This window comes from Paenibacillus phocaeensis, from assembly GCF_900021165.1.
GTDB lineage: Bacteria > Bacillota > Bacilli > Paenibacillales > Paenibacillaceae > Fontibacillus > Fontibacillus phocaensis.
Genome location: NZ_FCOQ01000012.1, coordinates 26,897 through 52,488, shown reverse-complemented (window position 1 = coordinate 52,488; position 25,592 = coordinate 26,897). Strand labels below are relative to the sequence as shown.

The following is a 25,592-nucleotide window of genomic DNA, read 5'->3' as shown; positions in this document are numbered from 1 at the left end:
TTCCATTTTAGACGATAGGGTGATGTTGGACAATGAGTGAAATCGTGGTTAGCGACAATAAATTTGAGCTGATCTCCGAGTATAGTCCGCAGGGGGACCAACCGGAGGCGGTGCGACAACTGGTGGAGGGCGTGCTTGCAGGCAAAAAACACCAGACGTTGCTTGGGGCGACGGGGACGGGAAAGACGTTTACGATCGCGCACACCATCGCGAAGCTCGGACGGCCCACCCTCGTCATCGCGCACAACAAGACGCTGGCGGCGCAGCTGGCCAGTGAGTTTCGCGAATTTTTCCCCAATAACTCAGTTGACTACTTCGTCAGTTACTACGACTACTACCAGCCGGAAGCCTACATTCCTTCCTCCGATACCTACATCGAGAAAGATTCCAGTATTAATGAAGAAATCGATAAACTGCGGCACTCGGCGACCAGCTCGCTGTTTGAACGGCGGGACGTCATTATCGTGGCGAGCGTGTCGTGTATCTACGGTCTCGGTTCACCGATGGAATACCGGAATTTGGTGCTGTCGCTGCGGGTAGGGATGGAGAAGCCGCGCAACCAGATTTTGAGCCGGTTGGTGGATATCCAATATCAACGGAATGATTTGAATTTCGTGCGCGGCACGTTTCGGGTACGCGGGGATGTGCTGGAGATCTTCCCGGCATCCCGGGGGGAGCAGGCCGTGCGCGTGGAGTTTTTCGGAGACGAGATTGAGCGGATTACGGAAATTGATGTGTTGACCGGAGAGCTGGTTGGCGAGCGGGAACACATCGCGATTTTTCCGGCGTCTCACTTCGTTACGCAGGAAGAGACGATGAAGATCGCGATCGAGAACATCGAACGCGAGCTGGAGGAGCGGCTGGCGGAATTCCGCGCGCAAGGCAAGCTGCTGGAAGCCCAGCGGCTGGAGCAGCGGACGCGGTACGACATCGAAATGATGAAGGAGGTCGGCTTCTGCTCCGGTATCGAGAACTACTCGGGACCGTTAACGTTCCGGGAGCGGGGGGCCACGCCGTATACGCTGTTGGATTATTTTCCAGATGATATGCTGATCGTCATCGATGAGTCCCACGTCACGCTGCCGCAGATCCGGGCGATGTACAATGGGGACCAGGCGCGGAAGAATGTGCTGGTGGATCACGGATTCCGCCTGCCGTCGGCGCTGGATAACCGGCCGCTGCGTTTCGAGGAGTTTGAGGAGAAGGCAACGCAGCTGATTTATGTATCGGCAACGCCGGGGCCGTACGAGATCGAGCATTGCGACACGATGGTGCAGCAGATCATCCGTCCGACCGGTCTGCTGGATCCGATCATTGAGGTGCGGCCAACGAAGGGGCAGATCGATGACCTGATCGGGGAAATTCGCGACCGTATCGCCAAGGACGAGCGCGTGCTTGTGACGACGTTGACCAAGAAGATGGCGGAGGATTTGACCGATTACCTGAAGGAAGTCGGGATCAAGGTCAGGTACCTTCACTCCGACATCAAAACGCTGGAGCGGATGATGATTTTGCGCGACCTGCGGCTGGGAACGTTCCATGTGTTGATCGGGATCAACCTGTTGCGGGAAGGTCTGGACTTGCCGGAGGTGTCGCTTGTGGCGATTTTGGACGCCGACAAGGAAGGCTTCCTCCGTTCGGAGCGCTCGCTGATTCAGACGATTGGGCGGGCCGCACGGAACTCGGAAGGCAAAGTGCTGATGTACGGCGATTCGATCACCGAGTCGATGGACCGGGCGATCAAGGAAACCGAGCGGCGGCGTAGCATCCAGATCGCCTACAACGAGAAGCACGGGATCACGCCGCAGACGATCCGTAAGAAGGTTCGCGATGTGATCGAGGCTACCAAGGTAGCCGAGAGCAAAAACGATTACCTCACCGACGTCAAAGGCAAGATGTCCAAACGCGATCGCGAAGCGATGATCGGCCGTCTCGAGGCCGAGATGAAGGAAGCGGCGAAGAACTTGCAATTCGAACGTGCCGCCGAGCTGCGCGATGCGATCCTGGAGCTTCGGGCGGAGTGACGGAGCGGCGCAGTCCTGCCCGCTCCAAGCCTCGCTGGGCCGGTTGATCAGGCTGGGGCCGGCGTGATCGCGACGATGGGGCCCGGGGTCCCTGGCCGCGGTTCGGTCGCTGTGATCAGCGGCATGGGCCGGCTCTATGCTGGGCCGCTGCGGGCTCGCTGTGCTGCATGGGCCGGCATGGGGCCCGCTTGGCCGACGCCGTGTGGTGCCAGCCTGAGCCGACACCGTGCGGTGCAGGCTTAGGCCGGCACGCGCCTGGCACGCGTTGGCTCATCAGGCCGCGGTACGCGCTGGCCCGCGCTGGCTCACGCTAGCCCGATCCGGCTCACGCTGGCGCTCGCCTTTTCTCACCGGAGACCGCTGACTCACGCCGATCTCTTCTCTCGCCGAAATGGCCGCCGGGTTCAGGCTGCTGTAACGGAACTGAGCGACCTTATTGGCTTCGGAGAGCATGGATGTTCATTCTAACGGAACGAGGAGACGCTATTTACTCCAATGCGACCGAATTAGCAGCTGTTTCTCTCCAATAAGGTCGCTGGGATCCGTTAGCCCGGGAAATAGCCGGGAAATGAACGAATAACGTCTCTACGTTCCGTTAGGCTTTGGACATCCGACTCAGCACCGAGAAGGTTGGATGAAGGAGAGGGCGAGTAGCGGAGCGTAGTTGGGGCTACGTGAGCAACTGAGCGACCGACTGAATGCAAGATTCGACGCCGAGTATGCTTCTCTGAATGACATCGTGATGGGAAGCCGATTTTTAAACATCATCTAAAATAAGGGAGATGAAGTTGTTGGGTAGTGAGAGTATCGTCATCAAAGGCGCTAGAGCGCATAATCTGAAAAACATCGATATCACGATCCCGCGCGACAAGTTTGTCGTGCTTACGGGGCTGAGCGGTTCCGGCAAGTCCTCGCTTGCTTTTGATACGATTTATGCCGAAGGGCAGCGTCGATATGTCGAGTCGTTGTCTGCGTATGCACGGCAGTTTTTGGGACAAATGGATAAGCCGGACGTGGATTCGATCGAAGGCTTGTCCCCGGCGATTTCCATCGACCAGAAGACGACCAGCCGCAACCCGCGTTCAACGGTAGGAACGGTCACAGAAATCTATGACTATCTTCGTTTGTTGTTTGCCCGGATTGGGCATCCGCATTGTCCGGAGCATGGCATCGAAATCACGTCGCAGACCGTGGAGCAGATGGTTGACCGGATTATGCAGTATCCGGAACGGACGAGATTGCAGATCCTCGCCCCGGTGATTTCCGGCAAAAAAGGCGAGCACAAAAGTTTGTTCAGCGAAATCGCCAAACAAGGCTTCGTTCGGGTTCGAGTGGACGGAGAGCAACGCGATTTGTCGGAGGAAATTGAACTTGAGAAAAATAAGAAGCACACCATCGAGGTCATCGTCGACCGGATCGTGGTCAAGGAAGATGCGCGCAGCCGGCTCGCCGATTCCATCGAAACGGCGCTCAAAATGTCCGGCGGGCAAATCCTCGTGGATATTATCGGCCAAGAGGAGCTCCGCTTCAGCTCGAACTACGCCTGTCCGATTTGCGGGTTCAGCATCGAAGAGCTGTCGCCGCGGATGTTCTCGTTCAACAGCCCGTTTGGGGCGTGTCCGGAGTGCGACGGCCTTGGGGTGAAGATGATCATCGATAAGGATCTGCTTGTCTCAGACCCTTCCAAGTCCATTGAGGAAGGCGCTTTTGCAGCGTGGGCAGGCGGCACCTCCAACTATTATCCGCAGTTTTTGAGATCGGTTTGCGAGCATTTTAATATTCCGCAAAATGTCCCGGTATCCGAGTTGACTGCCGAACAGATGGACAAGCTGCTGTACGGAACCGGGGACACGAAGGTCCGCTTCCGTTATGAGAACGACTTCGGCATGAGCCGGGACGCCTATGTGACGTTTGAAGGAATCATTCCTAACCTGGAACGGCGTTACCGGGATACCGCGTCGGAGGGCATCCGCGAGTTCATCGAGGAATTTATGGGCTCCAAGCCTTGCGGCACCTGTCATGGACATCGGCTGAAGAAGGAAGTCCTGGCGGTAACGGTGAATGACCAGAACATCGCACATGTGACGTCATTATCGATTGGGGATGCCAGAGAGTTCTTTGGCAAGCTCGAGCTTACAGACAAGGAGAAATCCATCGCCAACCTGATTTTGAAGGAGATCAACAGCCGATTGGGCTTCCTGGTGAACGTTGGCTTGGAGTATCTGACGCTTAGCCGGGCGGCCGGCACTCTGTCCGGCGGCGAAGCGCAGCGGATCCGGCTGGCTACGCAAATCGGCTCCAGTCTGATGGGCGTCCTGTACATCCTGGATGAGCCAAGTATCGGGCTGCATCAACGGGATAATGATAAGCTGATCTCGGCGTTAACCCATATGCGCGATCTCGGAAATACTCTGATCGTCGTTGAGCACGACGAAGACACCATGCTTGCTGCGGACTACATCATTGATATTGGGCCCGGAGCCGGCATTCACGGCGGCCAGATCATATCGCAAGGGACGCCGAAGGAAATCATGAATGATCCGCGTTCCCTGACCGGCCAATATCTGAGCGGCAAGAAGTTTATTCCGGTCCCGTTGTCGCGGCGCAAGCCGGACGGGCGCTGGTTGGAGGTCAAGGGGGCCAAGGAGAACAACCTGAAGAATATCAACGTGAAGTTCCCGATTGGCGTCTTTTCCGCGGTGACCGGGGTATCCGGTTCAGGCAAGTCGACCCTGGTCAACGAAATCCTGTATAAGACCTTGGCCCGCGACCTGAATCGGGCGAGAGTCCGTCCAGGGCAATACAAGGAGCTCAAAGGGCTTGAGCATGTGGATAAAGTGGTTGACATCGACCAATCCCCGATCGGCCGCACGCCGCGGTCCAATCCGGCGACGTACACCGGCGTTTTTGATGATATTCGCGATCTGTTCTCCCAAACAACGGAGGCGAAGGTCCGCGGTTATAAGAAAGGGCGCTTCAGCTTCAACATCAAGGGCGGCCGCTGCGAAGCCTGCAAAGGCGACGGGATCATCAAGATCGAAATGCACTTCCTGCCGGACGTGTACGTGCCTTGTGAAGTCTGCAAAGGCAAGCGGTACAACCGGGAGACGCTGGAAGTGAAATATAAGAACAAGAGCATTGCCGATGTGCTGGAGATGACGATTGAGGATGCCACGGAGTTCTTCCAAAACATCCCGAAAATTCATCGCAAGCTGCAAACGCTCCTGGATGTGGGGTTGGGGTATGTGACGCTGGGGCAACCGGCGACAACGTTGTCCGGCGGGGAAGCGCAGCGCGTGAAGTTGGCTTCGGAACTCTATCGCCGCAGCACCGGCAAAACGATCTATATCCTGGACGAACCCACGACCGGACTCCATGTCGACGATATCGACCGGTTGCTCAAAGTCCTTCATCGTCTGGTCGACTCCGGGGAAACCGTGCTTGTGATCGAGCACAACCTGGACGTGATCAAGACGGCCGATTACCTGATCGACCTGGGACCGGAAGGCGGCAGCGGAGGTGGAACGGTGATCGCGACCGGCACGCCGGAGGACATTGTGAAGGTGGAGAACTCCTACACCGGCCGTTACCTGGCTCCGATCCTCAAGCGGGACGCCCAACGCACCGCAGAACTAGGCGAAGTAGAGGAGCAGGATCGGGAAGTCGTGTAGAAGTAAAAGAAGCAGTCTCTTTAAATGGAGGCTGCTTCTTTTTTGGCTGGAGGGAGGCCTTTGCGAAAAAAAATAGACCGCCCCCAACTAGTAGGTATCGGTCTATTCGGCAAATCCATCTATACCGCTTACCGCTCTTCATCAGCGGCGGCTTCTCCTGCTTGGAACCGAATCGGAGTTAGGAAGCCACCCCGGCCTCCAAAATCCGGCTTAATTGCTCCTGGAACGCCGGAACGCCTACGCGCAGGACGAAATCATGGAAGGATTCGGAAGCCTTCCGATTCGTTTTGTAAAACAACAGCAGTTGCTCAAGCACAGAAGCCACTTGATCCCCTTTGACGCGCCCTTTGAGCGCTTGGTTAAATTGAGCTTGGGGTCCGTTGGCACCGCCGCCCAATGTACCGCCTACCGCAATATCGAACGCGTCGACCATGCCCTCCGGCGTTTTGACCAAGGAACCTTGCAAGCCGATATCAGCAATATGCTTCTGGCCGCAGGCATTGGGGCAACCGATAAAGTGGATGCGCACCTTCTCGTCCAGCTCCACATGCTGGTCCAGATACTCTGCCACTTCGACGGCGCGGCGTTTTGTCTCAACAATCGCGAGGTTGCAAAATTCATTGCCGGTGCAAGACACGGTCCGGCTCATAAAAGGCTTCGGAAACGGCGTCAAACGGTGTAGAACCGGTGCTTGAAGGGCTTCCGCCACCTTGTCGTCCGGAATGCCGCTGAGCAAAATATTTTGCGACATGGTGGTGCGGATTTTGCCTTCCCCGTATTGATCGGCCACATCAGCTAACTGCTCCAATTCATCGGCGTTGAGCCGGCCGACCGGGACGTTCAGACCGATGTAATTCAGGCCTTCCTGCTTCTGGGGGTGGACTCCGTCGAAATAGGCGGCTTGCCAGCCGACGGTTTTGTCCTCTCCGCGAGTTTCCAGTTCGCCCACCAGTTCAACCAGCTTCTCTTTGAATTTCTCCGGTCCCCAATCGGCTACGAGATATTTCAGGCGGGCCTGGTGGCGTTTCTCCCGGTAACCGTAATCCCGGAAAATCGTAGTGACCCCAATTGCCACCTTTAACACTTCTTCCGGTCTAACGAAAATATCCAGCGGTTTAGCCAAATGCGGCTTCGCGGATAACCCACCGCCGACCATGGCATGGAAGCCGATGACTTCTTCCCCGTCGATAACCTTAACCGCAGGGGTGAAGGCCAAATCGTTGATTTCTGCTTGGGCGTTATTGTAGAGGTTTGCGGAGATCGACATCTTATATTTTCGCGGCAGGTTGGAGAAGTCCCGGTTCAGCAGGAAAAATTGGTTAACCTCCTCAACGATTTGCGTCGTATCGATTAATTCGTCCTTGTCGATCCCGGCGAGCGGATTGCCGACAATGGTACGCGGGCAGTCGCCGCAGGCTTCATACGAATATAAACCGACCTCATCCAGCCGCTTGAAAATATCCGGCAAGTTCTCCACGCGCAACCAGTGGAACTGGATCGCTTGGCGCGTTGTTACGTCCACCAGATCACGTCCATACAAACGGGCGATGTCCACCAAGGCACGGGCTTGCGAAGTAGTCATGATTCCGGTATTGATGCGGACGCGCATCATGAAGTGTCCGTCCTTCGGTTTTTGCTGATAGACGCCAGCCCATTTGAAACGATCCATATCGTCCGCAGGAATCGAGTCGTAGCCTTTGACCGCATATTCCTCAATAATCGTACGGATGACGTCCAGCCCGTCTTTTTCCAGTTTAACGAATTCGAATTTGTTTAATTTCTCCGGCTCCGCGGTCCATATCGGTTCATAAGCCATGCGATAACCTCCCTGGGATACGTTTGGGTAAAGAATCCAAGATGGATTCCGCTCATTAATTCCGACAATAAAACTATGAATAAGATTAATTTTCATGGTACCATAGATGGGATATAGCGTAAATAAAGAAAGGGACTTCTGGACATCAAACTTCCTTATGAATAACTAAAGATCTGGTGATAATGTATTTGTCAATGACCTTCGGCATATCATAAAGGTGGAATCCGGGTGTGATTTGGGGGATTTGACGAAAAGTTTGACAAAAACTTGTCTTTTCTCTTGCATCCGAGCGGGAGGGAAGATAACATAGAAGAAGAGTTGTGATTTCGTGGATTTCAAGAGGAGGTTTCGCGATGTTGCTCCGAGCAGCGGAAGAAACAGCAAAAGCAACGACATTTAACGGGTTCGATATTTTTATGATTTTGTTTACGATCATTATTTTGATCGGCGTCATCCGCCTGGTGACTGAGCGTCCGAAGAAGAATCTGTTCGCTATCGCTTTTGGGATTATCAGCTTGTTGGTCTTTTTGGCGTCGGATGCGATCATGATTAAGACCTGGTTTAGCTAAACCGGGCGAACGATACCTATTTCATGATATGAAATAAGCCAAGGCACTTGATTCCTGGGGAAGGAATGAGGTGTCTTTTCAATTGACAGGATATGGATTATAATAAGTGGCAGGTGAAGCACACCTTGACATCATTTAGATGGCGAGGTGTGCTTTTTTGCTTTGAACAAAATGGATGATTTTATCAGAAAAGCAAGAACAAAGGAGGTTTGGGAAAGAGGGCAGCGAATAAGTGAGAAAACATAATTTTCCTGTACCTGAATGAGAAAATAATTCGCTTTATGGGAGTGATGAAAGTGAAGAAGATGCTGATGGTTGGATTTTTGGGCTGTATTTTGTTAGGGAGTATTGGACAAGTCGCAAACGCGGCGAACTCAGACACTCCTAGGGTCAAAAACATGATGATCGAAGTCCTGGTCGATGCTCGTAGAGTCGCTTTCCCGGATGTCCGACCGCAAATCAAAAATGGGAGTACACTGATTCCACTGCGTTTTGTAACAGATAAATTAGGCGGCAGGTTGACGTTAACCGGTAAGGAGATATCGATAGAAAAAGACGACCGCCAAATCATTATGACGATAGGGGAAAGAACCGCAACCGTTAACGGGGGAATTGTCACTATGGATACTCCCTCCGTGGCTGTTAACGGCCGGACGCTGGTACCGCTTCGTTTCGTCAGCAAAGCTTTAGGTGAAACCGTTAAGTGGGACAGCGTGAATCAGTACATATGGATTGGCAGCACAGAAGTCCCTAAATTGGAAGATGTGGCGAAGCCAGTGTCGATTGAGCCGTATTTGGATTTGTTTAAGAAGGGAGAGTATGTCTTAAAGTTTGGCAATATCACTTACTCTCAAGTTCGTATCCTAAGTAAAGATGATTTTCCGATTAGGTTTGAAAATGAGATTATTTATCGGATTGATTATGCCCAGTCAGCAGATGGAATGGAGTATTTACGATCTATATCTGATAGTAAATCGCAGATAGGCACAAATTATTACTTAATGCAAAATGGTGGGCCCCTAAGGTATAGGGGGGAGATTGTTCGACTACGAGAGAGAGTTGACTTGGAACGTAATTTAAGAATTAAATACCATCAGATTATAGCGCGTAAGGATGAAGATTTGCTTAGGGATAAAAATTATTTGAATTTAAAACTGAAAAAGGTAGATTATGTCGGAATAGATGTCGATTCGGATGCAGCAGTATTCGTTAAGAATGATTTCAAGAGGATTGATTAAAGGTGGTGTTGAATGTTGCACAAGCAAATAGGTTGGAAAGCTATTTGCTTTACTTTAATGTTTACATACATTGTATCGTTTTATTGTCCGGAACAAGTCAAATCGGCCTCGAGTTCAGATTTTGGTAACGCTCATATCACTCCATACAAGGATCCGACAGGGGATCCCAATAAGCGATATGCCGTCGGATTCATGTCCTATGAAATATGGTCGAATTCTGCAGGGGATTGGGTAACGAAGTCTCCTGGAGAAACGGTAAGAAGTGATGAATTATTTCATAATTATAATTTTGCATTCCCTGGGCGAAAAGTTCTGGATGTACAGATTCAAAAGTTTACAGCAAGTAATCCAAAGCATATTGAATATTATACGAACTCAAGAGCTGGAAACATAAACGATTTAGAAAATTATTTTTCTCAAGTTATCTCAGTAGGAGCGGCAGAGGGGATAAACGGTAGAGGAACAAGTAATATTACTTTTCGCCTTGGGGTTACTGGGCGTCTTTACTCATCAGACATATATGATGTAATAGCTATGGAACACAGCCCTGGCGAATTCGGGGCGGGCGTTAAAGCATATCGTTATTACTTTCCGATTCTTTTTGAGTTCACACTTGAACCTGAGGAAGGCCAAGCAATAATCAAATATTACACAACCAAAGGTACCCCGCTGGACGGGGTGGATGGCTTTAAGAATGAAACGCATAAACTTGTGAAGGATCAGTTCTTTCAAGCGAAGCATCGGGAGAATCTTCCGCCGGACTATACCTATAAGGGTTATCAGAAAAGGATTGATCGAGAGCCGGAAGGAGGGCCGACGGAGGCTACGGGAGACCCGCCAGGGTTCAAGTATGAAGGGAACTTCTCCATTTATTACGTTTACTACTATTATGAAAAGGAGGGGCTACCTCCTGGAGGAGATCCTGGTAACCCGACCGGCGGGTGCACTTCACCTGCTCCCAGCGGCAACATCATCGACGTCCCGCTGAACGATCCGACGGTCAGCGCGGTCATTCGGGCGGACAGCCGCGGGTCTGAACGATTCAATGTGTTGGATGGCATCCCCACAACCGAGAGTTTGTACGGGAATGTGCTTGCCAAAAGCTATCTATCCCAAAATAAATTTGTGGAAATGAGCGGAACTTGCAGCTTTGCCATTACGGTGAACCGAACGTTTGAACTAACCTGGGATCCCGGAAAAGAAGTCACGGACGAGAAAGGGAACACGCATACCGAACCCGACCCGCAGTCGGCCAGCGAGACGGTGACCAAGTCGTATACGATTGAGCGGAAGTATTCGTTCTGGGTGATCGATAACCTGGAGGTTTACAAAATTAACGAAGCGGCGCTGCAGAATTACGCTTTTGATGGAAATGGCATCCGGATATCGCCTAATGGGTATACGCCGCCAAGCTACGTCACATCCAAGTCCGGCGATTTTACTCCGCCATCGCCGCCGAGTACGGTGGAGGCGCCTTCCGGGAGCAAGTCGGGCGGGAAAACGAAACCGGACGTCAGCGGGGAAAACTTAAAGTCCTATGCTGAGGACGCCGTTGACGAGGTTAAGGTCCAAAACGACAGCCTCACCTTCAACGGCAGTACGGTCATGAACGGCACTCAAACCGAACGGACGGGACCGCGGCCGGGGCAGATTCCCACGGCAACTCAAATCTCCAACAATGTGCTGTACAGTCCGGGACAGGTCATTCCCACCAGCAAGACGAATCGAGCGAATCAGCCAAGCACCGGGACGATTTCCTACGGGCTCATGAGCGGCAATATCAATGGCGGCTCCGACAAAAGCTTCCCCATCAACGGCATCAACAGCGTTACCGTACATACGCCTGTGGTAATGTACCCCGGTGTCTCCGACGACCGGGCTCATAACCAGAAAACGACTCCGGCGGCGGGACGATCCGCGATCATTTTGGATCGCCCTTTTATGGTCATGATGCCCAACCGTGGCCAACACACGAATTATCTGGGGTACGGGAATCGGGACTATTTGAAATATATAGGCAGCAAGCAGGTTCGTTTTCCGTTTGATGTGTACGAGGGAACGAAGGCGGCGTTTTATCCGAAAAACACCTGGATCGAAGTGGACAAATCTCCGGAGCAATTTGCCTTCTACCTCCCCGTTTGGGTGGATGAAGGGTTCTATACGGTCGAATTCCGCACCATCGCGCATAATGCGCCCTCCGGAGCCACGGAGCAGACGAACGCTAACTTGAACCTCAGCCATCATATCGCTTACGGCACAGTGCCGGTTGACGTGATTGGGCGCGTGTACGATTTTCAGGTGACGGATATCGCGGATTACAACTGGGAAGGCGTGTTTCGGGCGGCGGCGGGAAGCCGGACGCCTACAGGGGCGGCTTACTGGGTTGGACTTAACGGAATTGATGGAGCGCCCAGAGGCAATCCGCCGCTGTACACACTGCCGATTCGCCCGGGAAGTCATCCGCTCTACAAAAACACGGTGATCAAAACAGGCTACCATTTCAAATTCGACCTCAAAACGAAAGGGAACATGTTTGGCCCCTTGGATCAAATCGTGATTACGCCTACATTTGATTTCATCGACGCAACGAAGGGGACGCGGCAGCCCGTCGACCTGTATTACCATACCGGGAGCCGGAGTTATGTACGAATCGGTTCGGCATCGGATCAGGTGCAGCGTTATGTTGTTCTGAACGAACGGTTGAGAAATGTGCCCATCGAGGAATTGACGGACACGGCGCTCTATCGATACGATCACGATTATACCTTTAATCAGGTGGCCGGGATTGGGCGAAGCCAGTTCGTGCAACGTTACATTCAGAAACAGTCGCAGCAAAAAACACCCGTCGGCAGCTTTAGTCTGCTGCGATTGCCGGAGGGAGTACGCACGCTGATGGGCCCGAAGACGGGAATTCCCTCCGGCGTAGATCCGGCGCGGGCGAATGCTGCGGTACAACGATGGTACGGCGAATACAGCCTGCCGGCCGAATTGTACGCCGTTCCGGCGGGTACAAACGTGGCGGAGTATGGACGGACACATGGGGGGCTGACGGATCGATCGGCGATTTTTTTGAAAAAGGGATATCTCGTCGTGAACTTCAACATCGAGACCGTGCGGAACGGGGAGACGGGGAAACCGTACCTCCAATATATCCGCGCGCCGCTGATGAACCAGTGGGCCGGGATGGAGGGATTCGCGCGGAGTGTCATTGACCCTTACGGGCGGCACTACACGCTGAAGGATGGGGATGTGGCGTTCTATCATGCGGATGTGTCGAGCCGGGATGATTTTCGGCCGTTGGTGACGCATTAGTCGGGAAGCCGTGCGGTCCATGCAAGAGAGAGAAATCGATGGATTCCTTCGCTGATGAGGATTAAAAGGTGTGGGGAACTTTGTTGCTCGGAGCGATTCCTGGCCCGGACGACAGGGTTCCTCTTTTTCTGCGAACTTCTCCCCACGATGCTGTGAATTCTGTGTTACAATATTGGAGTCTATTTTTCAGGCAAGTGAGATTTGGGAGGACCTTTAAGTGAAGAAGCCATGCCCGTTTATCGCCGTGGAAGGCGCCATCGGAGCCGGAAAAACCACGCTGGCTACGATGCTCGCCGGACGGTTTGATTACCCGCTGTTGAAGGAGATCGTCGACGAGAATCCGTTCCTGGACAAGTTCTATCAGAATATCGAGGAATGGGCCTTTCAACTGGAAATGTTCTTTTTGTGCAACCGGTACAAGCAACTGGAGGATACGGTTCAAAATTATGTGTCCCGGGGTTTGCCGGTCGTGTCGGATTATCATATTTATAAAAACTGGATTTTTGCCCAGCGCACGCTGCATGGGGACAAACGGGAAAAATACCTGCAGATTTATCATCTGCTGACCGATGATCTTCCTAAACCCAATGTCATTGTGTATATCCGAACGGAGCTTGCCACCTTGTTGAAAAGAATTGAAAAACGCGGGCGCAGCTTTGAGCAGGACATCGATCCGGGTTACTTACAGCAACTGATCGAAGATTATGAAACGGCGATTACGCAGTTGCAAGCACAGCAGCCGGAGACGGTCGTGATTACGATTGACGGGAATGCGCTGGATTTCGTGGAACACCCGGAGCATTTCGAACAGATCGTTGCCAAGATAAAGGAGCACTTATAAAAATGACGGATCAATTTCACATCCCCCAAGACGCCTTGATCACGGTAGCGGGTACCGTCGGCGTCGGCAAGTCCACCTTAACCACCGCGCTTGCTTCCCGTCTTGGCTTCCGCACCTCGATGGAGAAGGTCGACAACAACCCTTATCTGGAGAAGTTCTACCATGATTTTGAGCGCTGGAGTTTCCATCTGCAGATCTATTTCTTGGCGGAGCGGTTTAAAGAGCAAAAGGCGATCGTTGAAGCGGGCGGGGGATTTGTCCAGGACCGTTCGATTTACGAGGACACCGGAATATTTGCCAAAATGCACGCCGATCAAGGCACGATGTCGAAGACGGATTACGAGACGTATACCAGCTTGTTTGAGGCGATGGTGATGACGCCGTATTTTCCGCATCCGGACGTGTTGATCTACCTGGAAGGGAATCTGTCTTCCATTCTGAAGCGGATTCAGCTGCGAGGCCGCGAAATGGAGATTCAGACGGACGTCTCCTATTGGCAGCATATGCATGAACGGTACGCGAAATGGATCGAGGAGTTCAATGCCTGCCCGGTGCTGCGGCTGAATATCGACGAATACGATGCCACGGACGAAGCGTCGCTGGATGAGATCATCCGCCAGGCGGGGGAGATTATCCAGGCCTCGCGGGCGAAGCGGATAGGTTTATAATGGGAAGAAGTCAATGGGAGATCAGCTTCCGTTGGCTTCTTTTTTGCGCGTTGAGAATTATAAATTATAGGGTGGACCTGGGTGGGGGGTATCTGTGCCCCGCTCTTTTGATGATTATCCCGTTGCCTCAGGTCGTGGGAAGTAGGGAACAAAAGGCTCAGCTTGCAACAGTAAAATGGCCACCTCGTAACCGTATGCTTGTTATCCCACCCAAATTTCTCTCATTACGATCCCTCCCCCTGATCCTGAACGAAAGGGATAATGGTGTAAAGAAGCCGCGCGAAGGGTCATAAGGGGGCTAGAGTGCACGAGCAATGTCTGCTAGAATATATAAGTTGGTTGACACTTTAATTTTGAAGTTTTCCGAACGAATAAAGTAGAATACATGCCGGCTGCAGCCGGTTTGGGAGGATATACATGAGCAAGACAACGTTAACGCGGCAGGATGTGGAGCTGCTGGCGCCGGCCGGCGATTGGGATTGCATGCGGGCGGCGGTGGCGAACGGGGCGGACGCGATCTTTTTTGGCGTAGAGAAGTTTAATGCCCGGGCGCGGGCGAACAATTTCCGGATGGACGAGCTGCCGGAGATTATGGCGTTTTTGCATAGCTATGGGGTCAAGGGCTTCCTCACGTTTAACATTCTCGTATTCGAGGACGAGCTGCGGGACGCGCAGGAACTGATTGAAGCGTGCATCAACGCGGGTGTGGATGCGGTTATTGTGCAGGATCTTGGGCTGGTGAAGCTGATCCGCGAATTGTCGCCGGATTTTCCGATTCATGGTTCGACGCAGATGACGATCACTTCGCCGGAAGCCGTGGAGTTTGTGAAGCCGTGGAATATGGAACGCGTGGTGCTGGGCCGGGAAAATAACCTGAAGCAAATCAAGGTGATCGGGGAGCAAGCCAAGCTGCCGATGGAGGTGTTCGTGCATGGGGCGCTGTGCGTGTCCTACTCGGGCCAATGTCTGACGTCGGAAATGTGGGGCGGGCGCTCGGCGAACCGGGGCGAATGCGCACAGGCGTGCCGCTTGCCGTACGATCTGATCGTCGACGGCGAGCTGAAGCCGATGGGGGATGTGGCCTACCTGCTGTCGCCGAAGGATTTGGCGGCGATTGACATCATGCCGGAGCTGATCGAAGCGGGCGTAACATCGTTCAAAATCGAAGGCCGGATGAAAAGCCCGGAGTACGTCGCCAACGTGGTGAGCAAATACCGCAAGGCGATTGATCGTTATTTTGATGGAGACGACACCCGCCCGTCGAAGGAAGAGATTCGCGAGCTGCAGCAGAGCTTTTCGCGCGGCTTTACGCATGGCTTCCTGGAAGGAACGAACAATAAGAAGCTGGTCGAGGGAACGTTCCCGAAAAGCCGGGGCGTTTACCTGGGCCGCGTGGAGAAGGTGCTGCGCGATGGTGTCATCTGCAAGCTGGAAGCGCCGCTGAAGCGCGGGGACGGGATCGTATTTGATGCCGGGGATCCGACGAAAAAAGAAGAAGGCGGCCGCGTCTACGATCTGCGCCGCCAAGGCGTGAAGCAGGAAGGCGAAGCCGGGGAAGGCTGGATCGTCGACATTGTGCCGGGGCGCAATGACGTGGATCTGCGCCGCGTGCACGTCGGGGATCGCATCTGGAAGACCAGCGATCCGGCGCTCGACAAGCGGCTGCGTCAAACGTACGAGACCGAGAAGCCGTATCGCGTCTTCCCGGTGCATGTGCGGGCGGTGGGCCACGCCGGCGGGCTGCTGTCGACCTTCTGGACGGATGTACAGAAGGGAACGACGGTGCAAGTCGACTCGGAGCTGGAGCTCGAGGTCGCGCAAAAACGGCCGATGGACGCTGCCCTGCTCGAAGAGCAGTTCGGGCGTCTCGGCGGCACGGTGTTTCAGCTNAATAAATAAGGAAGGGAGCCCCCGGGGTTCGCGGTAGTTATACCGCAGGGGCTCCCTTTTTGTTGTAATCTATGAAAATACCATTACTTAACAAGTATAGTATAATAGTAGACAAGCAACTAATGATCTCATTCGCGACTTTAATGGTCCTGATACTTTCCTTCCATAAACACAAATAGACCGCCCTCGGCCAAGGAATCGGTCTATTTGCTGCCATTCCAATAAAAGCCTACCGCCCTTAAAAGCGGCTATTGCCCGGGGCTGTGCCTGCAAGCACGGCTCCTTAATAAGTACTTTCATTGTATCACAATCAAAATAAAATTTACACGTTTGCGAACTTTTTTCGAAAGGAGCCCAAGACGGGTTGGTCCCGAGGTAAAAGACTCTAACGGAACTGAACGACGTTATTTGCCCATTTCCCGGATATTTCCCGCTCTAACGGAACAAGAGGGCGTTATTCAGCTTAAAGTGGGTGTCTGCGGTCATTTTGGGGCAAATAAGGTCTCCTGGTTCCGTTACAAATTCGTGTTCCCACTGTTGGAGCAAATAACGTCTCTGAGTTCCGTTAGCCGCCAAACTGAACCAACCAACCCGACTCGAATCAACCCGATTTAACGCTACTAGCCCGATTCAATGCGAACCACGCGACTCAACGCGACCAAGCCAATATGAGACATGACTCCATCCCGATCAATGCGGGCCGGCCAGACTCTCTCCCAACTATCCTCGGACAACCTTAGTAAGCCGTAACACCGTAAACCGTAAACCGTAAACTGTAACCCCGTAACTCGTAAACCACAAACCACAAACCACAAACCACAAACCACAAACCACAAACCACAAACCACAAACCACAAACCGTATTTCCTAACCCGTAGCTCGTAACTCGCAACCCGTAACTTCCATAGCCATTCTTGCGATGCTTCGTCAGTCACTCCTTGTAACCCGTAATCCTGCCCAGTAACCCAGTACCTCAGTAGCCCCGGTCCAATCCCTGTCAACCTCAAAACCCACTCTACTCAGACACCCCGACCAACCCGAGCTTCGAACCCGTCCGACTTAATAAATCCCCCGATACAACTCCTCAATCTCGGCGATCGACGTGTCGCGCGGGTTGCCGCCCGTGCAGACGTCTTCGAAGGCGGATTTCGCCAGCGCCGGAATGTCGTATTCCTTCACGCCCACCTCGCGAAGATGAGCCGGGATGCCGACGTCCAGCGATAGCTGCCGTACTGCGGCCACCGCAGCATGGCGTGCCTCCTGTAAACGCATGGCTTCGGTTCCCGGAACGCCCATGGCTTTGGCGATGTCGCGGTATTTTTCGCCAGTATAGTCCGCATTATAGGCCATGACCGTAGGGAGCAGGATCGCATTGGCTACCCCGTGCGGTGTATCATAAAATGCCCCCAGCGGATGCGCCATTCCGTGAACCAACCCCAGCCCGACATTGGAAAAGCCCATCCCGGCAATGTACTGGCCCAGCGCCATGCCTTCACGTCCTGTCGTCTCATTATTGACGGCACCGCGAAGGGAGCGGGAGATCACCTCGATGGCTTTGAGGTGAAGCATATCGGTCAGCTCCCAAGCGGCTTTAGTGATGTATCCTTCAATCGCATGGGTTAAGGCATCCATCCCGGTGGCGGCGGTCAGGCTCTTGGGCATGGAGCTCATCATATCGGGGTCGACAATCGCCACGACCGGAATGTCATGGGGATCCACGCAAACGAATTTGCGTTTGTTTTCGGCATCGGTGATGACGTAGTTAATCGTGACCTCGGCTGCCGTACCGGCGGTTGTCGGGATGGCGATGATGGGCACGGATCGCTTGGCCGTTGCGACCGCACCTTCCAGACTGCGCACATCAGCGTATTCCGGGTTATGGATGATGATCCCGATGGCTTTGGCTGTATCGATCGGCGATCCTCCGCCGATGGCGATGATATAATCGGCTGCTTCCGCCTTGTAGGCTTGGATTCCTTTTTGCACCACTTCGATGGTAGGGTTGGCTACCGTTTCATCGAACACAGCGTACGGCAATCCGTGGTTATCCAGCAGTTCCGTGACTTTAGCGACCACTTGGTATTTCACCAACTCTTTGTCCGTGACCACCAGTGCTTTGCCTAAATGGCGGCCCTTCACCTCATTCACAAGGTTAGCAACCGCTCCGGCACCGAAATACGACGTTTCATTCAAAATCATCCGTTGACTCATGTTCATCCTCCTAGTAGTGAAAATTTTCACTTGAATGAAGCTGCCGGGTTCTGTTTCTACGTCTCCGGACAGTGAAATATCATCACCGCGAAGGGGACTTGGCAACTTCCGTCTGTTTACATCATAATCGTTGAGTGTTGGTGATTCAACATAAAACAACATAATAAATGTGAATTTATTTTGTTTTGTGAGGATGGCTGAAGCATAAATACGTACGAAATGCAAAAGTGCAGGTGGTTTTCGCCCAACGGCCCCGATCTAGCCTATCAAATGTAAAACTGCAGTTCATTTCCGCTCGTAGACCCTTAATTTTCCAAATGATTTCAAAACAACTGCACATTTGCTTTTCAGTCGCTCCAATAGGCGTTTCTGCGGAACATGAAATGCACTTATGCAGCTCAAAAAAGCCCAGCCAGCCGCATGGATCGGATCGGCTAACCGGGCTCTCTGGACCTAATTCCGCTGTTCGTTCACGCCCCGTATTTAGAGGGATGAGGTTGGGCGGACAAGCTCGTCTTTTCCATTGAAAACTTCCGCGAAGAGGGCCGCTCCCAGCTTGAAGCCGTGTGAAAACACGGCCGCGGCATGCATGGCATTGGCTTTGGCATGCAGGTCGAGCAGGTTTTCCAGCTCGCTGAAGGCTTCTTCGCCCAGTTTCTTGTGCCAGTATTCGGTGAGATCGGAAATTTGCCGGCACACCGGACGGTACCGGGGGTCACGGGAAACGATCATTTCATCCGGCATAATATGACCGGCATACAACTCTTCCAATAGGTTTGGCATGTAAACCCTCCCTTTCCATGTAAGAGGCCGCCTCCTTGAAAGGATAGATTGCACATGGTAGGATATTTATGCAACTTTCCATTCTTGGGGTTGCCTTTGGGGGGAAGTGGCGTCGTTCTTTGTGGGATGGGCGCCGCTTCCTTTTACTTTTGTTCGGACAAAAGCTTCTTGATCCCCAACCGAATCGCTTCGGTGATGGTAATTTGGTGCTTGTCGCAATAAGCGCTCAAGGCGTTGTACGAATCTTCATCGAAGCGCGCTTTGATGTTGTACTTCTTGGGATTTTCCGCTTTTGGCCGTCCTGTTCGTGGACTCAAGGTACTCACCTCACTTTCAGTCCCACACAAATAAACTATATAATTTGTCCCACGTTAAGTCAATTAGAAAATTCCAGAAAATTGAAGAAAAACACCCTGCAAGGACACCTGTTTTCCTATCAAATACAACTTGTGGAAGGTTTGTGAACTAGGCCTCGAAAGGGGCGATAACCGATCTTTATCGGTTATAAAGAAATCGTTGATATGCTATAATGAAAGCGTAAACAAATCAGGTGCAGAGCGGGTTTGACAGAGGTTGGTTCATCGGAGATACACCTTGGTTTCGAGCTTCGCTCACAAACTTTTAGGAGGGTGAAAGTGATGTTTGAAGGTTTCCTCGAGATGCAGTCGGTCGTGACCCGCGTACAAGGACGGCTGGAAATCGGCGGCGAACAAGAATATCGTAAAATCGAGTTCGGCACCGAACGCTTCCTGCACACGCCGGAACCGGGGAATCGGATCCGTGACGAGGAACAACTTCCCCAGCGCTTCACATGGCGAAAATTTTGGATCCAGTAAGGATGAATTAAATATAAAACGTACAGGAAATATCATTATTCGGCGGATCCGGAGGATAACTCTAGGTCCGCCTAGCTATTTAGTGCGGTTGCTTGTGATATAATAACAGCATTGGAGTTTTACATCTTATCTAGGGAGAAATCTGTTCATGAAAATTCGCAAGGCAATTATACCCGCTGCTGGTCTAGGCACACGATTCCTTCCGGCAACCAAGGCGATGCCCAAAGAGATGCTGCCCATCGTCGACAAGCCCACAATTCAATATATCGTGGAAGAGGCGGTCGCATCCGGCATCGAAGATATCATTATTGTGACGGGGAAGGGCAAACGCGCGATTGAAGATCATTTCGACGCCTCATTTGAACTAGAGTATAACCTTAACGAAAAAGGCAAATTTCAATTACTGGAGGAAGTCCGCAAATCCTCGGAGATGGCGGACATTCATTATATTCGGCAAAAAGAGCCCAAAGGCCTCGGTCATGCAATATGGTGCGCACGCAAGTTTATCGGGGACGAGCCGTTTGCTGTGCTGCTCGGCGATGATATCGTCGAGTCGGATGTACCTTGCTTAAAGCAGATGATTGATGTATATGACGAGCATAAAGCATCCGTGGTAGGCGTTCAGCCGGTGGATTGGGACGAAGTATCCCGCTATGGGATCGTAGATCCTACTATGATCGAAGACCGCGTATATCTGGCGAATCAATTAATAGAAAAGCCAAAGACCGGAACAGCGCCTTCCAATCTGGCAATCATGGGAAGATACATTTTGACTCCAGCCATATTCGGCATCCTTGAAGAGCAACGGGTTGGCGTCAACGGGGAAATCCAACTGACGGATGCCATCTCGCGACTGGGAACAACTGAACGGATCCTTGCTTACAATTTCGAAGGCACCCGCCACGACGTTGGCGAGAAGTTGGGCTTTATCAAAACTTCCATCCATTACGCCCTCGAAAACCCCGAGCTGCGCGACGAACTCATCAAATATATGTCGGAGATTATCTTGGATAGCTTGAACTAGAAAACGGCCTCTCCTTTTGTGGTGGTGTGCTACCCGTCAAGAGGACAATGAAAAACTATAAGATTTATACACACTGCCTGCCGGTTTACGGCGGGCAGTGTGTTTATGCAGCTTGCAGATAATTATTATGGAATTCCATCGGTGTCATAATCTTCAGTCGACGCTGTAAACGCCGGTTGTTGTAGTAAATGATATAATCCGATATTGTCTTTACAAGAACATCATGGTCAGTAAAGCGATGCCCATAATACATCTCACGTTTCAGTATTCCCCAGAAGCCTTCCATCGGTCCATTATCAATACAGTGTGCCACTCTCGACATACTCTGCTTCATATGCGACTGCTGAAGCCGCGTATAGAACTCTCTACTTGTATACTGGAATCCCCGATCGCTGTGGAAGAGCGGGTGTGCGTCCGGCTCAAGCTGTATCGCTTCATCAAAGGTGTTCATCACCAGTGGATTATCATTATGGTCACTGATTTTAAAAGCCACGATTCTGCGGTCATATAGGTCGAGGATAGCGCTCAGATAGACCTTACGTACTTCTGTACCCGTGCGGTACTTAAACTCGGATACGTCTGTCAGCCACTTCTGGTTTGGAGCCTCGGCATGAAACTCCCTGTTCAGATAGTTATTGGCGATATGGTATGGGTTGCTAGAACCCCTAGTACAGCTCTTGGATTTGTACTTTATACAGGAGTGAATTTGCAACTTCCGGTTGATATTTAGAACCCGTTTGTCATTAACCTTGATGTCATGATATATTGCAAGTTCATCACGGATTCTGCGGTATCCCATATCCGGATGCTCATCGTGAATCTCCCGAATTTCTCTAGCAATTTCCTCATTCTCGATCTGATGTCTACTCTTCGGGCATTTAAGCCATCTGTAATAAGCGGATCGCGCGATGTGCAGATATTTACACAGTTTATGGACAGGATAATGCTTCTCTTCAGAAAGCTCCTTAATGGCTTCGTATTCGCATTGATGCCTGATCAGAGTAAGTGTCGTCGCCCCCTCTCCAAATCCCTTACTTTTTTTAACAGGTCATTTTCCATCTGCAGGTCAAGTTTTTCACGTTCCAACTGAACAATACGATCACGTAATTCCTCTTCGGGCGTTCTGCCTGGTAACGTACCGGCACGCCGTCCCCGTCGATCCTCAAGACCGGCAGAGCCCATCGCCTCGTACCTTTTCACCCAGTTACGTACCTGCTGATAGGAAACCCTGTATTTTAGGGCAATAGCCCCATAATTCTTATTGTTTGTCAGGCAGTCCTGGACTATTTTTAACCGCTCTTCCGGATTGGTGTTTCTTGCCTTTCTCATGTAACTTCCTCCAGTCGTGGATTTGAGAGTCCCATGAGAATTATACACCTTTAACCATTGATGGAGTTGGTCTCGTGAACGTATATGGTATTTCTTACAAATTGTACTTTGACTTCCAACTCCGGATAGGTATTCAGTAACAGCTTTTAGCTTCAGCTCCGTCGAATATTTTTTATTCTGCTTCTGATCCATTAAAGCAGTAGGGCCATCTGCCTCGTAAAGTCTAACCCATAGAGCAATGGTACCCGGATCCACATTTGCTTCTTTTGCTGCATACGCTCTACTTATTTCACCTTTCAGATACTTTTCAACCAGATTTACTTTCTCCTCTGTCGGTATCCCTTTCATTGATTTGGACATGAAAAATACCCCCATATAGGACGTGTTATATTTCATTGTCCTATATAGGGGTAGCTTATCATTGGGAGAGACCGTTTTTTTGCTTAGAACGTCAAGCTAGCTAATTGCTCAATCGAATCCTTCTCGGAAGGATCGGCTTGAAGCAACTGGTCGTACACGGCCTGGTCGCTGGCGCCTGTCTTCTGCAAAGCAGCCAGATACCAGCGGGCAATCTCGCGGTTCGTGCCGTCGGTCAAATCATCTTTAAGACCAACCTTGAAGATCTCCGCGGCCTTAGCCGATTCATTCATCATGAATTGCATTTTACCGGCATTTAACACCATCGGTTGCGTGATTTCAAACGGATTCCCTTGCATCTGACCCTCAGGCAACGTCTTCAGGTGCTCAACCCCGTCAACCACATGCTGATAGGCGGCCAGACCGGACTTGAAGTAATCCTCTTTTTTTGCAACATCCTGTTGGCCAAGCGCCTGATAACCCAGTTCGAATGACTGGACGATCAGCTTCTCATACCATGCCATGTCCCAAGCGTAACGGTCGGCATTATCCCGCAGCACGACGTAGGCTTTGTCATACTCCCCTTTGGTTTCATAAAGCTTGATCAACTGGTTGTACATATTTTTGTTGAAAGCATCTTTTTTCAGGGCATTCGTGAGGAGCATCAGCTCTTGATTGTAAAAAGCCTCATCCTTCGTTTGCTCAAATCCGGCTTGCAGCAAGACACTCATATAAATGACGGCGTCCGGATGATTGCTGCGTTTTTTCAGCGCTTCATCCAGAGGAGTTTTGATTTCCTGGAAATCACTGCTCGTCGCGATCAGGAATTTTCCTTGAGAAGCTCCCTGGCTCGCCTGAATATAAGGGATCGAGATAAAGATCAGGGCGAGAGAAGCAACGACCATAACCGAGCTATAAATTCCGCGAATCGTGCCCGCCTTCATGCTGAATTTTGGCACAGGACGGTTATCCATCCCTGCAGCCATGCCCGCAAGCCCCAGGAATACCAATATGCCCAAAAAGACGTAACTCATGTTAAAGTCCATCAAGCTGTGCATCAGAATGGACAGGACGATGATGAAGTAAACGAAGTAGGACTCGCGATGTTGCTCATCCGCTTTGATGTACCCGCGAATATATTTATAGAAAATGAAGATCAGGAAAGCCCCCATAACCAGGAAGCCTAAAATTCCGACCTCAACAAGGTACTGCATTACAAAACTGTGTGCTTGACGGCTTTCGTAAGGGTTGTTTTGATATTTTTCGAAAATGGACGCCCAACCGCCGCCACCTGCACCGATAATCGGATAATCCTTGAGAACCTTCACGGCATCCTTGTAAAACGTGATCCGTTCCAGGAAGCTGTGCTGCTGTAGATTGAGGTTCTCCAAACGTTCCCCGATATTGCCGGGCAGAACATGCTTGAGATTGGTTCCCAAGAGCAAGGCTGCTAAAATGCCTACGGCCACAACGGAAACGAGAGGCAGCCACAAGCTGGCAAGCTTCTTACCGGCCCACTTGCGCGTGCCGTTCTCCAAACGAGGCGCGATAAAACGTTGGATCAGCCAAGCGACAACAGCCAGAACGATCGAAGCGGCCAAGACAGGGAACCACCCTTTAGCGGGATCGCCGATCTGTCCCAGATGGAATTGCTGCCCCAGTTCGGTTACAGGCTTGGCAATGACCAAGGTGCCGACTCCGGCAATCAGGCAGTATACGATCCAGAGAATCTGCTTCGCCGGCTTGAGGAACAGCAGCAAAACGATAAACACGATCGGCAGGAACACCAAACCGCCGCGTGACAAAGTAAGTAATAACGAGAGCACAATCGGCACAAGCATAAAGGCGTGGATGGCTTGTCCATACCATTTTTTCGAACGGGTTATCGCAAACACGGCAACGAAGAAGAACGCCATGAGGAAAGCGGCGTATGTATTCGGGTATTGGAATACCGATGCCAGCCGCGGACCGTTAGCGTCCACCCAAACTGCCTGGTTGTACTGTCCGTTGACGACGGTATCTGTAAACCAGCCGACAATTGCCGACACCGTCCGACCTTGTCCGAGCCAGTTGAACAAGCCGAACAGGACAATGGCATAAGCTACACTGATCATCGTCGTTTCCAGGATTTGGTTCACTTTGCGATGTTGCATCAGGTATAGTCCGATGATGAACATAAAAGCATAGAGACACTGAATCAACACCATATTGGCAGCAAAGTACTGGCTAGCTGCGGAAATCAGTGCGATAATGTAAGTTATGGGAATAAGCAGAACGAACAGCGCCGTCCAATCCCGCTGGTCTTCCAGCTTGATACTTTTAAAGTAGGCGGCGACCCAGGCCAGCATCAACAGACTGCCCACAATCACTGCCCAATAGATCGCTTCTTCGAAAGTTAAAGCAAGTCCGTTGAATAGACCCGCCTGGAACGGGGACCAGACCAAGAACAAAATCAACCCGACCATTAACACCCAAAGCGCCGCAGGTAACTTTTCCCCATTTCTCGACGCTGTGGCTTTTTTCCCGTATACTGGATTCGACACGTATTTATCTCCTTTGCGAATAGGTACGACAATTATTTTAGCATAGTTTCTTTACAATAAACTAGTTTATGAACTCAAGACTTATGCAGTTCGAGGTAGACTCTGGTAAAATTCCGGTTTTGGAGAGCCCAAAGAATCATGAGATAATGCGGTGGCCAAAACAATGCAACGAGTCTTGCAAATTGCTTTACATGTGTGTAACAATCAATAAAGATTCGCTGAATGCCTTTGTGGTTTTTTTCGCGAACCTGGCAATGAGTGTGGAAGAGGCCAAAAACCATTTTGCCGTGGGGTAGCCTTTCTCATCACTCGTTTTTTCTTTATTCAATTTGAAAAGCGCCGTAGCGAGCAACATTTCTGCTGCGAATAATAGCTCGAAATGCGCGTGGTGTTGCATCTCGGATTCGGGATGGCATTAGAAGAGAGGGTATTTCAGTCCGCTTTTCAAAACCGCTTACGAAACGGCCAAATTCGTCGCCC

The 25,592-nt window shown here is 51.4% G+C and carries 16 protein-coding genes and 1 pseudogene; 10 read left to right on the top strand and 7 right to left on the bottom strand.

Annotated features, from left to right (window positions below):
* The first annotated feature begins 32 nt into the window (after nt 1-32).
* Together uvrB and uvrA are read left to right on the top strand one after the other, a co-directional pair.
* Entirely contained in the window at nt 33-2,024 is a 1,992-nt protein-coding gene (gene uvrB, locus BN3795_RS05795) for an excinuclease ABC subunit UvrB (RefSeq protein ID WP_068783765.1), read from the top strand.
* Nucleotides 2,025-2,815: 791 nt separating this feature from the next.
* Nucleotides 2,816-5,695: an excinuclease ABC subunit UvrA gene (gene uvrA / locus BN3795_RS05785; RefSeq protein ID WP_068783763.1), complete on the top strand. Its 2,880-nt coding sequence runs from the start codon at nt 2,816-2,818 to the stop codon at nt 5,693-5,695.
* Between the two features lie 178 nt (nt 5,696-5,873).
* Here uvrA and BN3795_RS05780 read toward each other — a convergent pair whose 3' ends face one another.
* Nucleotides 5,874-7,511 (bottom strand): nitrite/sulfite reductase, encoded by a 1,638-nt coding sequence (locus BN3795_RS05780; RefSeq protein WP_068783762.1) that lies wholly within the window; start codon nt 7,509-7,511, stop codon nt 5,874-5,876.
* A 353-nt stretch (nt 7,512-7,864) separates the two neighbouring features.
* Here BN3795_RS05780 and BN3795_RS05775 point away from each other — a divergent pair, with 353 nt between their 5' ends.
* The 6 genes and pseudogenes from BN3795_RS05775 to BN3795_RS05750 all read left to right on the top strand — a co-directional run.
* Nucleotides 7,865-8,080 carry a DUF2759 family protein gene (locus tag BN3795_RS05775; protein WP_068783761.1) on the top strand — a complete coding sequence of 72 codons (216 nt, stop codon included), beginning with the start codon at nt 7,865-7,867 and terminating at the stop codon, nt 8,078-8,080.
* 305 nt (nt 8,081-8,385) lie between these two features.
* A complete protein-coding gene (locus BN3795_RS05770) occupies nt 8,386-9,318 on the top strand; it encodes a stalk domain-containing protein (RefSeq protein WP_232729872.1) in 933 nt (310 codons plus the stop codon).
* Between the two features lie 534 nt (nt 9,319-9,852).
* Entirely contained in the window at nt 9,853-12,630 is a 2,778-nt protein-coding gene (locus BN3795_RS05765) for a DUF5704 domain-containing protein (RefSeq protein WP_068783759.1), read from the top strand.
* Nucleotides 12,631-12,847: 217 nt separating this feature from the next.
* A complete protein-coding gene (locus BN3795_RS05760; protein WP_068783758.1) occupies nt 12,848-13,471 on the top strand; it encodes a deoxynucleoside kinase in 624 nt (207 codons plus the stop codon).
* 2 nt (nt 13,472-13,473) lie between these two features.
* Entirely contained in the window at nt 13,474-14,139 is a 666-nt protein-coding gene (locus BN3795_RS05755; RefSeq protein WP_068783757.1) for a deoxynucleoside kinase, read from the top strand.
* A 417-nt stretch (nt 14,140-14,556) separates the two neighbouring features.
* Nucleotides 14,557-16,026 (top strand): annotated as a pseudogene (locus tag BN3795_RS05750) (peptidase U32 family protein); the annotation flags it as partial.
* A 1,062-nt stretch (nt 16,027-17,088) separates the two neighbouring features.
* Here the strand turns inward: BN3795_RS05750 and fucO are convergent.
* The 3 genes from fucO to BN3795_RS05735 all read right to left on the bottom strand — a co-directional run bounded on the left by fucO (nt 17,089) and on the right by BN3795_RS05735 (nt 19,340).
* Nucleotides 17,089-18,240 carry a lactaldehyde reductase gene (gene fucO / locus BN3795_RS05745; RefSeq protein ID WP_068783756.1) on the bottom strand — a complete coding sequence of 384 codons (1,152 nt, stop codon included), beginning with the start codon at nt 18,238-18,240 and terminating at the stop codon, nt 17,089-17,091.
* A gap of 483 nt (nt 18,241-18,723) precedes the next feature.
* Nucleotides 18,724-19,023 (bottom strand): DUF6809 family protein, encoded by a 300-nt coding sequence (locus BN3795_RS05740; RefSeq protein ID WP_068783755.1) that lies wholly within the window; start codon nt 19,021-19,023, stop codon nt 18,724-18,726.
* 143 nt (nt 19,024-19,166) lie between these two features.
* Nucleotides 19,167-19,340 (bottom strand): CopG family transcriptional regulator, encoded by a 174-nt coding sequence (locus BN3795_RS05735; RefSeq protein ID WP_068783754.1) that lies wholly within the window; start codon nt 19,338-19,340, stop codon nt 19,167-19,169.
* Nucleotides 19,341-19,661: 321 nt separating this feature from the next.
* Here BN3795_RS05735 and BN3795_RS05730 point away from each other — a divergent pair, with 321 nt between their 5' ends.
* Complete coding sequence (locus BN3795_RS05730) at nt 19,662-19,859, top strand: hypothetical protein (RefSeq protein ID WP_068783753.1); 198 nt, start codon at nt 19,662-19,664, stop codon at nt 19,857-19,859.
* Nucleotides 19,860-20,007: 148 nt separating this feature from the next.
* Nucleotides 20,008-20,883 (top strand): UTP--glucose-1-phosphate uridylyltransferase GalU, encoded by an 876-nt coding sequence (gene galU / locus BN3795_RS05725; protein WP_068783752.1) that lies wholly within the window; start codon nt 20,008-20,010, stop codon nt 20,881-20,883.
* A 103-nt stretch (nt 20,884-20,986) separates the two neighbouring features.
* On the opposite strand, the gene BN3795_RS25485 is transcribed toward galU, so the two are convergent.
* The 3 genes from BN3795_RS25485 to BN3795_RS05710 form a co-directional block, all read right to left on the bottom strand.
* The gene (locus tag BN3795_RS25485; RefSeq protein ID WP_232729871.1) at nt 20,987-21,853 is read right to left on the bottom strand and encodes an IS3 family transposase; all 867 of its coding nucleotides are present in this window, start codon (nt 21,851-21,853) and stop codon (nt 20,987-20,989) included.
* A gap of 26 nt (nt 21,854-21,879) precedes the next feature.
* Nucleotides 21,880-22,572 carry a helix-turn-helix domain-containing protein gene (locus tag BN3795_RS25480; protein WP_059046659.1) on the bottom strand — a complete coding sequence of 231 codons (693 nt, stop codon included), beginning with the start codon at nt 22,570-22,572 and terminating at the stop codon, nt 21,880-21,882.
* Between the two features lie 83 nt (nt 22,573-22,655).
* Nucleotides 22,656-25,112 (bottom strand): O-antigen ligase family protein, encoded by a 2,457-nt coding sequence (locus tag BN3795_RS05710; RefSeq protein ID WP_068783750.1) that lies wholly within the window; start codon nt 25,110-25,112, stop codon nt 22,656-22,658.
* Nucleotides 25,113-25,592 lie beyond the last annotated feature (480 nt).